Here is a 13,272-nt window from a genome sequence, read left to right on the forward strand (position 1 = left end):
TCTCGTACGGTGCCGACATGCGTGTGGTGCGATGGCCTGGTGCTCTCCTGACGTTCGTCGCGATGTCGGCGCTCGCCGGCATGCTCGTGGCCGTGGCGGTCACCCCGGCGGTGGCGGTGGCCGGCGAGGGGACGTCCGGGGCGGTCTCCTTCTTCGAGGACCTGCCGAGCTACCTCGACATCCAGACGCCGCAGCAGGTGTCGTCGGTGTACGCCGAGAAGGGCGGCCAGCAGGTCAAGATCGCGTCCTTCTACGCCGAGAACCGGACGACCGTCGCGTCGAGCGCGATGGCGGCGTCGCTCAAGCAGGCCGCCATCGACACGGAGGACCCGCGCTTCCGTGACGAGGGCGGCATCGACGTCGTCGGCACCCTGCGCGGGGCGGCGGCGACCGTCGTCGGCGGTGACGTGCAGGGCGGGTCGAGCATCACCCAGCAGTACGTGAAGAACGTGCTCGTCCAACAGTGCGAGGAGCTGACGGGCAAGAACGCCGCCGACACCGCGAAGAAGATCGCGGCGTGCTACCAGGACGCCGCCGGGGTCACCCCGCAGCGCAAGCTCCAGGAGATGCGGTACGCGATCGCCGTCAACAAGAAGTACTCGAAGGACCAGATCCTGACCGGGTACCTCAACCTCGTCGGACTCGGTGGGCGGGTCTACGGCGCCGAGGCGGGGGCCGAGTACTACTTCGGCGTGCACGCGAAGGACCTCTCGCTCGTGCAGTCCGCGACCCTCGTGGCGATCCTGAACAACCCGTCGAACCTGCGCATCGACCAGCCGAAGGACACCGACAACGGCGCGGCGAACGGGTACAAGGCGACGAAGGACCGCCGCGACTACGTGCTCGAGCGGATGTTCGTGCACCACGACATCACGAAGGCGCAACTCGACCAGGCCACGGCGACCCCGGTCACGCCGAAGATCACCGCCACCGCCAACGGCTGCTCGTCGGCCGCGACCGGGTACGACGCCGGGTACTTCTGCGACTACGTGCGCGACCAGGTGCTGCAGGACCCGGCATTCGGCAAGACCGCCGCCGAACGCATCGCGACGCTCGACACCAAGGGGCTGGAGATCCACACGTCGCTGGACCTCGACCTGCAGGCGCAGGCGCAGTCCGCGCTGTCGGCGTACGTCCCGGCGACGATGGCCGGGGTCGACGTCGGCGGCTCGAACGTCACCGTGGAGCCGGGGACCGGACGGATCCTGTCGATGGTCCAGAACACGGCGTACACGCAGGGCGACAACGGCGGTCCGGGCGCCACGGCGGTCAACTACAGCGCCGACAGCGGCTACGGCAACTCCGGTGGCTTCCAGACGGGATCGACGTACAAGGTGTTCACCCTGGCGGAGTGGCTCGCGAGCGGGCACACGCTGTCCGAGTCGGTCTCGACGACGGAGCACACGTTCGAGAACGCCGAGTTCACGAACTCCTGCCAGGACGTCAGCGGCGGGACGTGGCCGGTGTCCAACGCCGAGAGCGTCCCGGGGTCGATGACCGTCCAGGCGGCGACCTCGGAGTCGATCAACACGGCGTACGCACAGATGGGCAAGCAGCTCGACCTGTGCAAGATCGCCGAGCTGGCCAAGTCGATGGGCATCCACCCGGCCTCCGGCGGCGACCTCTCGCAGGTGCCCTCGTCGATCCTCGGCGTGAACGACCTGTCGCCGATCGACCTCGCGGAGGCCTACGCGGGCTTCGCCAACGGCGGCGTCGTCTGCACCCCGACCGCCATCGACTCGGTGACGGAGTCGGACGGCACGAAGATCACCCCGACCCCGTCGTCGTGCACGCAGGGGGTCGCGGCGGACGTCGCCGGCACCGTGGACTACGCATTGCAGGGCGTCCTGACCGGCGCCGGCACGGCCGCGAGCGCGAACCCGGGCGACCCCGTCCCGAAGTTCGCGAAGACCGGCACCACCGACGGTGACGTGCAGAACTGGCTCGTGGCCTCGTCGACGAAGTACACGAACGCGACGTGGATCGGGAACGTCCAGGGCGGGGTGGGCCTGGCGAACTGGCCGTTCCTGCAGGGCACCACTGGGTACAGCGCGAAGTTCGGCGTCGGCAAGTCGATGATGAGCTACCTCGACCAGACGGTGGGCGGGGACGCGCTGCCGACCCCGGACCCCGCGATGATCGGGCAGACGAGCCACACGTCGACCCAGTCGTCGTCGCAGCCCGGCGGCCAGACGGACCAGACGCAGTCGGACCCGCAGACCCAGACGCAGTCGGACCCGCAGACCCAGTCGGATCCGCAGACGCAGTCGGACCCGCAGACCACGCAGACCCAGCAGCCCCAGCAGACGACCCCGCCGACCCCGTAGGACCAGCCGGGGCAGCAGCAGAACGGGCACGACCAGACGCACCAATAGACTGGTGGGCATTCCACGAACCGATCGACGGAGCACCATGCCTGACATCACGAGCGAGCAGGTCGCCCACCTGGCGAACCTCGCGCGTATCGCACTCACGCCCGACGAGATCGAGAAGCTGACCGGGGAGCTGTCGCACATCGTCGAGAGCGTCGCCAAGGTCGCCGAGGTCGCGACCCCGGACGTCCCCGCGACGAGCCACCCGGTGCCGCTCGGCAACGTCACCCGGCCCGACGTCGTCGGGCAGACGCTGACGCAGGAGCAGGCGCTCTCCGGTGCGCCCGACTCCGACGGCGAGCGGTTCCGCGTGACGGCCATCCTCGGCGAAGAACAGTAAGGGGCGACGAGCCGTGACCGACGACATCACCCGCCTCAGCGCCGCAGCGCTCGCCGACGCCCTCGTGGCGCGCGACGTCTCGAGCGTCGAGGCCACCCAGGCCCACCTCGACCGCATCCAGGCGGTGGACGGCGACGTCCACGCCTTCCTGCACGTGAACCAGAACGCCGTCGCGACGGCGAAGTCGATCGACTCCCGCCGTGCCGCGGGCGACGACCTCGGCCCGCTCGCCGGCGTGCCGATCGCGGTGAAGGACGTCCTGTGCACGCAGGACATGCCCACCACCGCCGGCTCGAAGATCCTCGAGGGCTGGGTGCCGCCGTACGACGCCACCCCGGTCGCGAAGCTCCGCGCCGCCGGCCTCGTGCCGCTCGGCAAGACCAACATGGACGAGTTCGCGATGGGCTCGACGACCGAGTTCTCGGCGTACGGCCCGACGCACAACCCGTGGGACCTCGACCGGATCCCCGGCGGTTCCGGTGGTGGCTCCGCCGCCGCCGTCGCCGCGCACGAGGCGCCGCTCGCCCTCGGTTCCGACACCGGTGGTTCGATCCGCCAGCCCGGTGCGGTCACCGGCACCGTCGGTGTGAAGCCGACCTACGGCGGGGTCAGCCGCTACGGGGCGATCGCCCTGGCGTCCAGCCTCGACCAGATCGGTCCGGTGTCGCGCACCGTCCTCGACGCCGCGCTCCTGCACGACGTCATCGGCGGGCACGACCCGAAGGACTCGACGAGCATCCCCGACGCCTGGCCCTCGATGGCCGCCGCCGCGCGCGAGGGCCTGCAGGCGGACACGCTGCGCGGCCTGAAGGTCGGCGTCGTGAAGGAGCTCGCCGGGGGCGAGGGCTTCCAGGCCGGCGTCACCCAGCGCTTCCAGGAGACGGTCGCGATCCTCGAGGCCGCGGGGGCCGAGGTCGTCGAGGTCGACGCGCCGTCGTTCGCCTACGCGATCAGCGCCTACTACCTGATCCTCCCGGCCGAGGCGTCGTCGAACCTCGCGAAGTTCGACTCGGTGCGCTTCGGCCTCCGCGTCACCCCGGAGCACGGTGCGACGGTCGAGGACGTCATGGCCGCCACGCGCGAGGCCGGGTTCGGCCCGGAGGTCAAGCGCCGCATCATCCTCGGCACGTACGCCCTGAGCGCCGGCTACTACGACGCGTACTACGGCTCGGCGCAGAAGGTCCGCACGCTCGTGCAGCGCGACTTCGCGGCGGCGTTCGAGCAGGTCGACCTGCTCGTCAGCCCCTCCGCGCCGACGACCGCGTTCCCGATCGGTGAGCGCATCGACGACCCGCTCGCGATGTACCTCAACGACCTCACCACGATCCCGGCGAACCTCGCCGGTGTCCCCGGCATGAGCATCCCGAACGGCCTCGCGCCGGAGGACGGCCTGCCGACCGGCGTGCAGCTCATGGCGCCGCAGCGCGAGGACGCCCGTCTGTACCGGTACGGCGCCGCCCTCGAGCGCCTGCTCGAGCAGCAGTGGGGCCGACCGCTCATCGACGGCATCCCGGACCTCGACCAGTCTCAGCAGTCCGCTGCGCAGGAAGGTGTGATCTGATGGCGCAGAAGGACGCGCTGATGGACTTCGACGAGGCACTCCGGCTGTACGAGCCGGTCCTCGGGTTCGAGGTCCACGTCGAACTCGCGACGAAGACCAAGATGTTCTCGGACGCGCCGAACTTCTTCGGCGGCGAACCGAACACGAACGTGACCCCGGTCGACCTCGGTCTGCCCGGGTCGCTGCCCGTGGTGAACGCCCAGGCCGTGCGCTACTCGATCCAGCTCGGGCTCGCGCTCGGCTGCTCGATCGCCGAGTCCTCGCGGTTCGCCCGGAAGAACTACTACTACCCGGACAACCCGAAGAACTACCAGGTCTCCCAGTACGACGAGCCGATCGCGTACGAGGGCGAGGTCGAGGTCGAGCTGGCGGACGGCACGATCTTCCAGGTGCCGATCGAGCGCGCGCACATGGAGGAGGACGCCGGCAAGCTCACCCACGTGGGCGGTGCGACCGGTCGCATCCAGGGTGCCGAGTACTCGCTCGTCGACTACAACCGCGCTGGTGTCCCGCTCGTCGAGATCGTCACGAAGCCGATCTTCGGTGCCGAGGAGCGCGCACCGGAGCTCGGCGCCGCGTACGTGCAGGTCATCCGTGACCTCGTCCGGGCCCTCGGTGTGTCGGAGGCCCGCATGGAGCGCGGCAATCTGCGCTGCGACGCGAACATCTCGCTCCGTCCGCGGGGTCAAGAGAAGCTCGGCACCCGCACCGAGACGAAGAACGTGAACTCGTTCCGCGCCGTCGAGCGCGCCATCCGCTACGAGATCCAGCGGCAGGCGGCGATCCTCGCGGCCGGCGGTTCGATCACGCAGGAGACCCGGCACTGGCACGAGGACACCGGTCGCACCTCGGCCGGCCGTCCGAAGTCGGACGCCGACGACTACCGCTACTTCCCCGAGCCGGACCTGCTCCCCGTGGTGCCCGACCCGGCCGTGATCGAGGAGCTCCGGGCGTCGCTGCCGGAGGCCCCGGTGGCGCGCCGCCGTCGGCTCAAGGGCGAGTGGGGGTTCGCCGACCTGGAGTTCCAGGACGTCGTGAACGGCGGGCTGCTCGACGAGGTCGAGGGCACCGTCGCCGCCGGAGCGGCACCGCAGGCGGCCCGCAAGTGGTGGACCGGCGAGATCAGCCGCGTCGCCAACGCGCAGGACGCCGCGCCCGGTGACCTCGTGTCGCCGCAGCACGTCGCCGAGGTCATCGCGCTCGTCGAGTCCGGCGACCTCACCGACCGCCTGGCCCGCCAGGTGCTCGAGGGCGTCATCGCCGGCGAGGGCTCGCCTGCCCAGGTCGTCGAGACCCGTGGACTCAAGGTCGTCTCGGACGACTCGGCGCTCACCGCAGCGGTCGACGAGGCCCTGGCGGCCCAGCCCGACGTGCTGGCGAAGATCCAGGACGGCAAGGTCCAGGCCGCCGGTGCGATCATCGGTGCCGTCATGAAGGCCATGCAGGGCCAGGCGGACGCTGCCCGCGTCCGCGAGCTGGTCCTGGAGCGCGCGCAGCAGTCGTAGCGCGACCACCGGACGGGAGGCACGGTGCCAGCTGGTACCGCGCCTCCCGTCCGTCGTCGGTCCGGCCCAGGGCGACAACCTGGGGACGCGTCAGCGACCCGGTGACAAGATGGGTCGTGACCGCAACGATCCGCGCCATCGGTACCGCCGTCCCCGCGACGACGCTCGACCAGGGCCGCGTGCGCGACCTCTTCTCCGCCCAACCCGGCCTCGGCCGGCTCGGCAGCCGCCTCGTCCCGGCGGCGTTCGACGCGTCCGCCGTCGACCACCGGCACACCGTGCTCGACGAGCTCGACCCGTCGCAGCCGGGTGGCGCCTTCCGGGACGGCGACGGCACCCTGCGGTCCCCGTCCACGGGCGCCCGGAACGACCGGTACCGGGAGCTCGCGCCGCCGCTGTTCGTCGCCGCCGCCCGCGACGCCGTCGAACGCGCGGGGGTCGACCCGACCGCGATCACCCACCTCGTGACCGTGTCGTGCACCGGGTTCACGCAGCCCGGGCCCGACATCGACGTGGTCGACCGGCTCGGTCTGCCCGCCGGGGTCTTCCGTCACCACATCGGCTTCATGGGGTGCTGCGCGGCCTTCCCGGCGCTGCGGATCGCGGCCGCGTTCGCCGAGGCCGACCCGGACGCCGTCGTGCTCGTCGTCTGCGCGGAGCTCTGCACGCTGCACGTCCGGGCCTCCGACGACCCCGACCAGATCGTCGCGAACAGCGTCTTCGGTGACGGGGCCGCGGCCGCCGTGGTGGCGTCCGACGGCGCCGGGCTCCGACTCGAGGGGTTCGCCACGGCGGTCGTGCCGGACGGAGCGTCCGAGATGGCGTGGAACATCGGTGACGAGGGCTTCGAGATGGTGCTCTCCACCGCGGTCCCGAAGCTCGTCGGCGTGCACGTCCCCGACGCCGTGGCACCGCTGCTCGAGCACGTCGGCACGCCCGCCGACGTCCCGGTGTGGGCGGTCCACCCCGGCGGGCGGGCGATCCTCGACCGGGCGCAGGAGGCCCTCGCGCTGCCGGACACCGCGATGGCGTCGAGCCGTCGGGTCCTCCGCGAGCACGGCAACATGTCGAGCGCGACCGTGCTGTTCGTGCTGCGCGACGCCGTCGACACCGGTCTCGAGGACGGCAGTGCCGTCGTGGCCCTCGCCTTCGGGCCCGGGCTCACCGTGGAGTCCGCCCGGCTGACGGCCGTCCGGACCGAGGCCTCGCCCGCGGTCGAACCGCAGCGGGTGCCGGCCGCGACCACGGGAGCGGCGTGAGCCGGCGGGACCCCCTCGGGTCGCGCCTCCCGGCGGTCGACCTGCGCTCCCGCGCACTCGACCTGACCGAACTCATGGACGATCCCGACTGCGACCCGCGCGCCCTCGCGCGCACCTTCCGTCGGTTCGCGGTGGTCAACGCGCTCGTCAGTGGATGGCGCGCAGCGTGGCGGACGCACGTCGCCCCCGCGCTGCCGGCGAACGGCCGCGGTCGGATCCTCGACCTCGGGTGCGGCGGCGGCGACCTCGCCCGGGCACTCGTGCGGTGGGCCGCGGCGGACGGGTTCGAGGTCGAGGTCGTCGGCGCCGACCCGGACATCCGGGCCATCGACGCCGCGACGCGCTCCACCCCGCGCGGCGTGACCTTCCGCCAGCAGTCCAGCGCCGAACTCGTCGCCGCGGGGGAGCGGTTCGACGTCGTCGTGTCGAACCACGTGCTGCACCACCTCGGCGAGGACGAACGGCACGGGTTCCTCGCCGACTCCGCGGCGCTGGCGACGAGTCGCAGCCTGCACTCCGACATCCGCCGGTCGCCGTCGGCCTACCGGGCGTACGCCGTCGGCTCGACGCTCGTCGCCGCGGGCACCTTCGTGCGGGTCGACGGGCTGCGCTCGATCCGTCGTTCGTTCACCCTGCCCGAGCTCCGGGACGCCCTGCCGACCGGGTGGCGGGCGGAAGGGGCAGCCCCGCACCGGGTGCTCGCGATCCGCGACGCCTGACTCAGTGGCCGTGGGCGCTCTGGAGGAGCTCCGCGTGCAGCGCCGCGGCCGCCGACGGATCGAGGTCGAGGATGCGCTCCTCGGGGACGTCGAGATCGCGCAACGCCCGGACCAGGTACAGCGGCAGGGCGTTCGACGGCGCACGTCGTGCCGGCCCACCGCGGTCGGGGAGGACGCCGTCCTCGACGCACGCCCAGAAGGCCGGGGAGTCCACCGCGAGCTGCTCCCGCAGGATGTGCGCCCACATCCGCGGTGGGTACGTGGACCGGTCGACGGGCTCGGAGATGCGGGTCCGGAGGATGCGCGCGTCCCAGCGCGTGAGCTCGTAGGTGCGGTGGTGCCGCACCGGGCGTCCTGTCGCGCCTCGGACGAGCTGCCAGTCCTCGGTGGTGCAGAAGGCGTCGTGGTGCTCGCGCGACGGCGCCGGCGGCTTCGTGCTACTCACCGCCACGCTCCAGCCAATCGACGAGTTCCGCGTCGGTGGAGAGCTTGACGAGTTGCACGAGCCCCCAGGCGTCGTGGTGGTTCGGCGCGTGCTGCAGGCGGTCTTCCCAGTCTGCGGCGTACTCGCGGAGCGATTCGACGAGATCCGCGAGGGCGCCGTCGACGTCGGTCCCCTCGGACACGAACGGTCGTCCCTCCATGAGCGCGACGACCGAGTCGTCCTCCCGGAAGACGCTCACCCGAGGAGACACCGTGCGGAAGAAGTACGCCCGCAGCGGGTCGACCGGGAGCATCGCGGAGATCGCCCCGTCACGGGCGATCGTCACGGTGCGCCCGGTCGCGGTGGCGTCGAGCATGTCCTTGAGGTGCTCTCGAGCGCGCGAGTAGGTCGGGTAGTCGGCTGCGATGGGCACCAGTGCCTCCACTGAGTACGTCACGTACGGAGCGTACGTGACGTACTCATCCTACCGGGGCGGGGCGACGCGATCTGTGGAGAACTCGGTCCGCGCCGTCTCGGCTAGCGTCGACCGCATGCCCCGGACCCCGCTGCACCGTGTCGTGGTGCTCGTGCTCGACGGTGCGAAGCCGTTGGACGTCGGCATCCCCGCACAGGTGTTCTCGAACCGGCCGAGCATGCCGTACGAGCTCCGGGTGTGTGGGCCGCGCGTCGGCAGGGTCACGGGCGGGGACGGTCTCGCCTACGCGGTGGACCACGGGCTCGACGCGCTCGACTGGGCACAGACCGTGTTCGTGCCCGGCTACCGGTTCCCCGCCGACACGCCACCCCCGGCGGACGTCGTGGCGGCGCTCGCCCGCGCACACGAGCGGGGTGTCCGGATCGCGGCGATCTCAACGGGGGCGTTCGCGCTCGCGGCCGCCGGGCTGCTCGACGGGCGGCGGGCGACGACGCACTGGCACTACACACGCGTCCTGCGGGACCGGTACCCCGGGGTGGACGTCGACGAGGACGTCCTCTTCGTCGACGCCGGCTCGGTGCTGACGAGCGCCGGGGCCGCGAGCGGCATCGACCTGTGCCTGCACATCGTGCGGCGGGACCACGGCGTCGCCCTGTCGAACCACGTCGCACGGCGGCTCGTGAGCGCGCCGTACCGGAGCGGCGGGCAGGCGCAGTACGTCCCCCGGAGCATGCCGGAGCCGCTCGGTGACGTGTTCGCCGGGACGCGGGAGTGGGCGCTCCGGCACCTCGCCGACCCGCTGACGCTGGAGGTGCTCGCGCGGAACGCCACCGTCTCGCCGCGGACGTTCTCGCGACGCTTCGTGGAGGACACCGGGTACACCCCGATGCAGTGGGTGCTCCGCGCCCGGGTCGACCTGGCGCGGGAACTCCTCGAGCGCTCGGACCTGTCGGTCGACCAGGTCGCCGAGCGGGCCGGGCTCGGGTCGGACGCGAACCTGCGGACGCACTTCCGGCGGATCCTCGGGACGTCGCCGACCGCGTACCGGCGGACGTTCCAGGACTGACCGGGCTTGGCGCGATCCTTCCGGACACTGGCTTCCCTGCCACTGGAGCCGCGCCTCCAGGCCGATGAGCATGGACCGCGGAACGAAAGGACGTCCACATGACCCGCATCGCCATCAACGGCTTCGGCCGCATCGGCCGCAACACCCTCCGCGCGCTCCTCGCACGCGGTGGCGACGACCTCGAGGTCGTCGCCGTCAACGACCTCACCGCACCGGACACGCTCGCCCACCTGTTCCGGTACGACTCCGCACTCGGCCCGTTCGACGGCACCGTCGAGGTCGACGGGGACACGCTCGTCATCGACGGGCGGCGTGTCCGGGTGCTGGCCTCGCGCGAGCCGGCGGAGCTGCCGTGGGCCGACCTCGGCGTCGAGGTCGTCCTCGAGTCCACCGGCCGGTTCACCGCGCGCGACGCCGCGGCCGGACACCTCACCGCCGGTGCCCGACGCGTCCTCATCAGCGCACCCGCGACCGGCGCCGACGCGACCATCGCCTACGGCGTGAACACCGACGCGTTCGACCCCGCCGTGCACACGGTCGTCTCGAACGCGTCCTGCACCACGAACGCGCTCGCCCCGCTGGCGTCGGTCCTGGACGACCTCGCCGGCATCGAGCACGGCTTCATGACGACCGTGCACGCCTACACGCAGGAGCAGAACCTGCAGGACGGACCCCACCGGGACCTCCGTCGCGCCCGCGCCGCCGGCGTGAACATCGTGCCCACGTCCACGGGCGCCGCGAAGGCCATCGGGCTCGTCCTGCCGCGGCTCGAGGGCAAGCTCTCCGGGGACGCCATCCGCGTGCCGGTCCCGGTCGGGTCGATCGTCGAACTGAACACCGTGGTGTCGCGGTCCGTGACGGTCGACGAGGTCAACGAGGCCTACCGTGCGGCCGCGACCGGGCCGCTCGCCGGGGTGCTGGCGTACACGGCGGACCCGCTCGTGTCGACGGACATCACGGGGCGGCCGGAGTCCAGCGTGTTCGACTCGCTGCTCACCCGCGTCGACGAGGGCCGGCACGTGAAGGTGGTCGCCTGGTACGACAACGAGTGGGGTTTCTCGAACCGCGTGGTCGACACGCTCGGGATGCTGGCGCGCGCGTAGCGCGTGCGCGCCGCGCGGGTGCGGCCGCGGGCGCGTGTCGGATCGCGACCACGGGCTGGACGGGAGGCGCGGGGCGGACCCGCACCGCGCCTCCCGTCCGGTGGGTGGGCAGCCGAGCGCGTCAGCGGATGAGGGCCGCCGTGCTCGCGAACGATCGGGAACGGACGGCCTCGCGGTAGCGGTCCAGCGCGGCAGCGTCCGCCCCGACCGACTCCAGCGCCGCCAACCCCGCACCGAGCACCGGGGGATCGGTGACCCAGGTCGGCACGGCCCCGGGCACCCGCTCGGCGAGCCCCGTCACGACCTCGTCGACCAGCAACGGGTCCCGCGCCGCGAGCACACCGCCGCCGAGCACCACCGGGACCGGGGCCTCGGCGGCGTCGCCGAGCCCGAGTCGTCCGAGCGCGACCGAGGCGAGCAGGACGATCTCCTCCGCCTGCCGCTCGACGACGCTGCGCGCCACCGGGTCCCCGGCGCCGGCGACCTCGAACAACACCGGGCAGAGCCGGTTGAAGACGCGTTGGTCGAGCCGACCGAAGTGGATGGCCTCGGTGACCTCGCGCACCGAGTCCAACCCGAGCGCTGCCGGCACGGCATCGACCAACGCCGTCGCCGGCCCGCGTCCGTCGTCCGCGCGCGCCGCGTGCCAGAGCGCGCGGTTGCCCAGGTACGCGCCGCCACCCCAGTCGCCGGACACGTCGCCGATCGCCGGGAACCGTGCGGTCGCCCCGTCGGACCGCACCGCGAGGGCGTTGATGCCGGTGCCGCACACCACCGCCGCGGCGTCGGGCGACAGGGTGCCCGCGCGGAGCAACGCGAACAGGTCGTTGTCGAGGACGTCGGGCGCACCGCCGTCGTCCTGCCAGTGCGCCAGGGCGGCGGTCGCGGCGACGAGTTCGTCGTGCAGGTCGAGCCCCGCCAGGTACACGTGCGTCGTGATGATGTGTGCCTCGCCGATCGAGCGCACCACGTTGTCGCGCACCCCGTCGAGGATCGGCCCGGCGACCGCCCACCCGCGTGTCTGCGGGTTCGACCCCGGCCCGCGCGCGTGCCCGACGAGGGAGCCGTCGAGTCCGATCGCGACCACGTCGGTCTTGCTCCCGCCACCGTCGACCGCGAGCACCACGTCGGTGCCGCGCCGCGGGTCCGAGGTCGCGACGACCGGCGTCCCCGCTCCGCCGGCCCGGCTCAGCCCGCCCACGTCACCTGCTCCGATCGCGCCCACGGCAGGTGCTCCGCGTTCGCGGCCAGGAGCAGGTCGGTGAGCTTCTCAGCCTTGTCGACCTGTCCGACGAGCGGGTGCGCCCACATCGCACGGAGCACACGGTCGCGGCCACCGTGCACGGCGGCCTCGAGGGCGAGTCGCTCGTACCCGGCGACGTGCGACACGAGTCCGACCATGTCCCCGTCGAGCGGCGCGACGGGCAGTGGGGTGATCGCCTGTCGGGTCACCCGTGCCGGCACCTCGATCACGTGGTCGTCCGGCAGGAACGGGAAGGTGCCGTCGTTGCGCACGTTGAGGACCTGCACGTCGCCCCGGTCGCCGAGGATCGACGACAGCACGTCGATCGCCGCCTCGGAGTAGTACGCCCCGCCGCGCTGCTCGAGCTCGGCGGGCTTCGTGACGACGGACTCGTCGGCGTACTTCGCGAGCAGCGCTGCCTCGGTCTCCATCACGGCCTCGGCCCGGGTGCGCTCGTGGAGCTGCTCCTCGAGCACGACGTCGTGCGAGTAGAAGTACCGCAGGTAGTACGAGGGGATCGCGCGCTGCAGCCGGAGGAGGTCCGGGTGCATGTGCACGCTGTCCGCCGTGCGGTCGAGCTTCGCGCCCACGAGGTCGTCGATGACGTTCCGTTCGGTGCCGTCGGCGCCCCGCACGTGCACGCCGCGCTCCCAGGTGAGGTGGTTCAGGCCGACGTGGTCGAGCCGGACGTGGTCGGGGGCGACACCGTACTCGGCGGCGAAGCGGCGCTGGAACCCGATCGCCACGTTGCAGAGTCCGACCGCGCGGTGCCCGGCCTGGAGGAGCGCGCGCGTGACGATGCCGACCGGGTTCGTGAAGTCCACGATCCAGGCGTCCGGCTTGGCGTGCTTCCGGACGAGTTCCGCGGCTTCCAGGACGACCGGGACGGTGCGGAGCGCCTTCGCGAACCCACCGGGACCCGTGGTCTCCTGACCGATGCAGCACGCCTCGTGCGGCCAGGTCTCGTCCTGCTGTCGCGCTGCCTGCCCACCGATGCGGAGCTGGAACATGACGGCGTCGGCGTCGGTCACGCCCTCGACGATCGAGTCCGTCACGTGGATCGTGCCCGGGTGCCCGGCGTGCGCGAACATCCGGCGGGCGACACCGCCGACGAGTTCGCGGCGCACGGGGTCGGGGTCGACGAGCCAGAGTTCGTCGATCGGCAACTGGTCGCGGAGCCGGGCGAAGCCGTCCACGAGTTCGGGGGTGTAGGTGGATCCGCCACCGATGACTGCGAGTTTCAC

12 protein-coding genes are annotated in these 13,272 nt (G+C 72.3%); 8 read left to right on the forward strand and 4 right to left on the reverse strand.

Annotated features, from left to right (window positions below; genetic code table 11):
• Positions 1 to 17 precede the first annotated feature (17 nt).
• The 6 genes from ACRQ4B_RS07520 to ACRQ4B_RS07545 all read left to right on the forward strand — a co-directional run bounded on the left by ACRQ4B_RS07520 (position 18) and on the right by ACRQ4B_RS07545 (position 7,756).
• On the forward strand, positions 18 to 2,327 hold the full coding sequence (locus tag ACRQ4B_RS07520; protein ID WP_439694067.1) for a transglycosylase domain-containing protein: 2,310 nt from the start codon (positions 18 to 20) through the stop codon (positions 2,325 to 2,327).
• Positions 2,328 to 2,412: 85 nt separating this feature from the next.
• Positions 2,413 to 2,712 carry an Asp-tRNA(Asn)/Glu-tRNA(Gln) amidotransferase subunit GatC gene (gatC, locus tag ACRQ4B_RS07525; RefSeq protein WP_439694068.1) on the forward strand — a complete coding sequence of 100 codons (300 nt, stop codon included), beginning with the start codon at positions 2,413 to 2,415 and terminating at the stop codon, positions 2,710 to 2,712.
• A gap of 13 nt (positions 2,713 to 2,725) precedes the next feature.
• Entirely contained in the window at positions 2,726 to 4,273 is a 1,548-nt protein-coding gene (gene gatA / locus ACRQ4B_RS07530) for an Asp-tRNA(Asn)/Glu-tRNA(Gln) amidotransferase subunit GatA (protein ID WP_439694069.1), read from the forward strand.
• A complete protein-coding gene (gene gatB, locus ACRQ4B_RS07535) occupies positions 4,273 to 5,778 on the forward strand; it encodes an Asp-tRNA(Asn)/Glu-tRNA(Gln) amidotransferase subunit GatB (protein WP_439694070.1) in 1,506 nt (501 codons plus the stop codon). The genes gatA and gatB overlap by 1 nt, the downstream gene beginning before the upstream one ends.
• Before the next feature lie 116 nt (positions 5,779 to 5,894).
• Entirely contained in the window at positions 5,895 to 7,037 is a 1,143-nt protein-coding gene (locus tag ACRQ4B_RS07540) for a type III polyketide synthase (protein ID WP_439694071.1), read from the forward strand.
• The gene (locus ACRQ4B_RS07545) at positions 7,034 to 7,756 is read left to right on the forward strand and encodes a methyltransferase domain-containing protein (protein ID WP_439694072.1); all 723 of its coding nucleotides are present in this window, start codon (positions 7,034 to 7,036) and stop codon (positions 7,754 to 7,756) included. The genes ACRQ4B_RS07540 and ACRQ4B_RS07545 overlap by 4 nt, the downstream gene beginning before the upstream one ends.
• 1 nt (position 7,757) lies before the next feature.
• Here ACRQ4B_RS07545 and ACRQ4B_RS07550 read toward each other — a convergent pair whose 3' ends face one another.
• Positions 7,758 to 8,201, reverse strand: coding sequence for a cytotoxic translational repressor of toxin-antitoxin stability system (locus ACRQ4B_RS07550; RefSeq protein ID WP_439694073.1), 444 nt, complete (start codon positions 8,199 to 8,201; stop codon positions 7,758 to 7,760).
• Positions 8,194 to 8,637, reverse strand: a complete 444-nt coding sequence (locus ACRQ4B_RS07555) for a hypothetical protein (protein ID WP_439694074.1) — start codon at positions 8,635 to 8,637, stop codon at positions 8,194 to 8,196. The genes ACRQ4B_RS07550 and ACRQ4B_RS07555 overlap by 8 nt, the downstream gene beginning before the upstream one ends.
• A gap of 94 nt (positions 8,638 to 8,731) precedes the next feature.
• On the opposite strand from ACRQ4B_RS07555, the gene ACRQ4B_RS07560 reads away from it, so the two are divergent.
• Positions 8,732 to 9,682, forward strand: a complete 951-nt coding sequence (locus ACRQ4B_RS07560; RefSeq protein WP_439694075.1) for a GlxA family transcriptional regulator — start codon at positions 8,732 to 8,734, stop codon at positions 9,680 to 9,682.
• A gap of 98 nt (positions 9,683 to 9,780) precedes the next feature.
• Complete coding sequence (gene gap / locus ACRQ4B_RS07565) at positions 9,781 to 10,785, forward strand: type I glyceraldehyde-3-phosphate dehydrogenase (protein WP_439694076.1); 1,005 nt, start codon at positions 9,781 to 9,783, stop codon at positions 10,783 to 10,785.
• Positions 10,786 to 10,906: 121 nt separating this feature from the next.
• Here the strand turns inward: gap and ACRQ4B_RS07570 are convergent, their stop codons facing one another.
• Positions 10,907 to 11,986 (reverse strand): N-acetylglucosamine kinase, encoded by a 1,080-nt coding sequence (locus ACRQ4B_RS07570; protein WP_439694077.1) that lies wholly within the window; start codon positions 11,984 to 11,986, stop codon positions 10,907 to 10,909.
• Entirely contained in the window at positions 11,974 to 13,272 is a 1,299-nt protein-coding gene (locus ACRQ4B_RS07575; protein WP_439694078.1) for a 6-phospho-beta-glucosidase, read from the reverse strand. Before ACRQ4B_RS07575 ends, ACRQ4B_RS07570 begins: the two co-directional genes overlap by 13 nt.

The sequence above is a fragment of the Curtobacterium sp. SP.BCo genome, from assembly GCF_051903265.1.
In the GTDB taxonomy this organism is placed as follows: Bacteria; Actinomycetota; Actinomycetes; order Actinomycetales; family Microbacteriaceae; genus Curtobacterium.

Bases quoted from the DNA above. Each gene is read 5' to 3' on its own strand.
- ACRQ4B_RS07520 (WP_439694067.1), top strand. From the start codon at position 18: ATGCGTGTGGTGCGATGGCCTGGTGCTCTCCTGACGTTCGTCGCGATG.
- gatC (WP_439694068.1), top strand. From the start codon at position 2,413: ATGCCTGACATCACGAGCGAGCAGGTCGCCCACCTGGCGAACCTCGCG.
- gatB (WP_439694070.1), top strand. From the start codon at position 4,273: ATGGCGCAGAAGGACGCGCTGATGGACTTCGACGAGGCACTCCGGCTG.
- ACRQ4B_RS07560 (WP_439694075.1), top strand. From the start codon at position 8,732: ATGCCCCGGACCCCGCTGCACCGTGTCGTGGTGCTCGTGCTCGACGGT.
- gap (WP_439694076.1), top strand. From the start codon at position 9,781: ATGACCCGCATCGCCATCAACGGCTTCGGCCGCATCGGCCGCAACACC.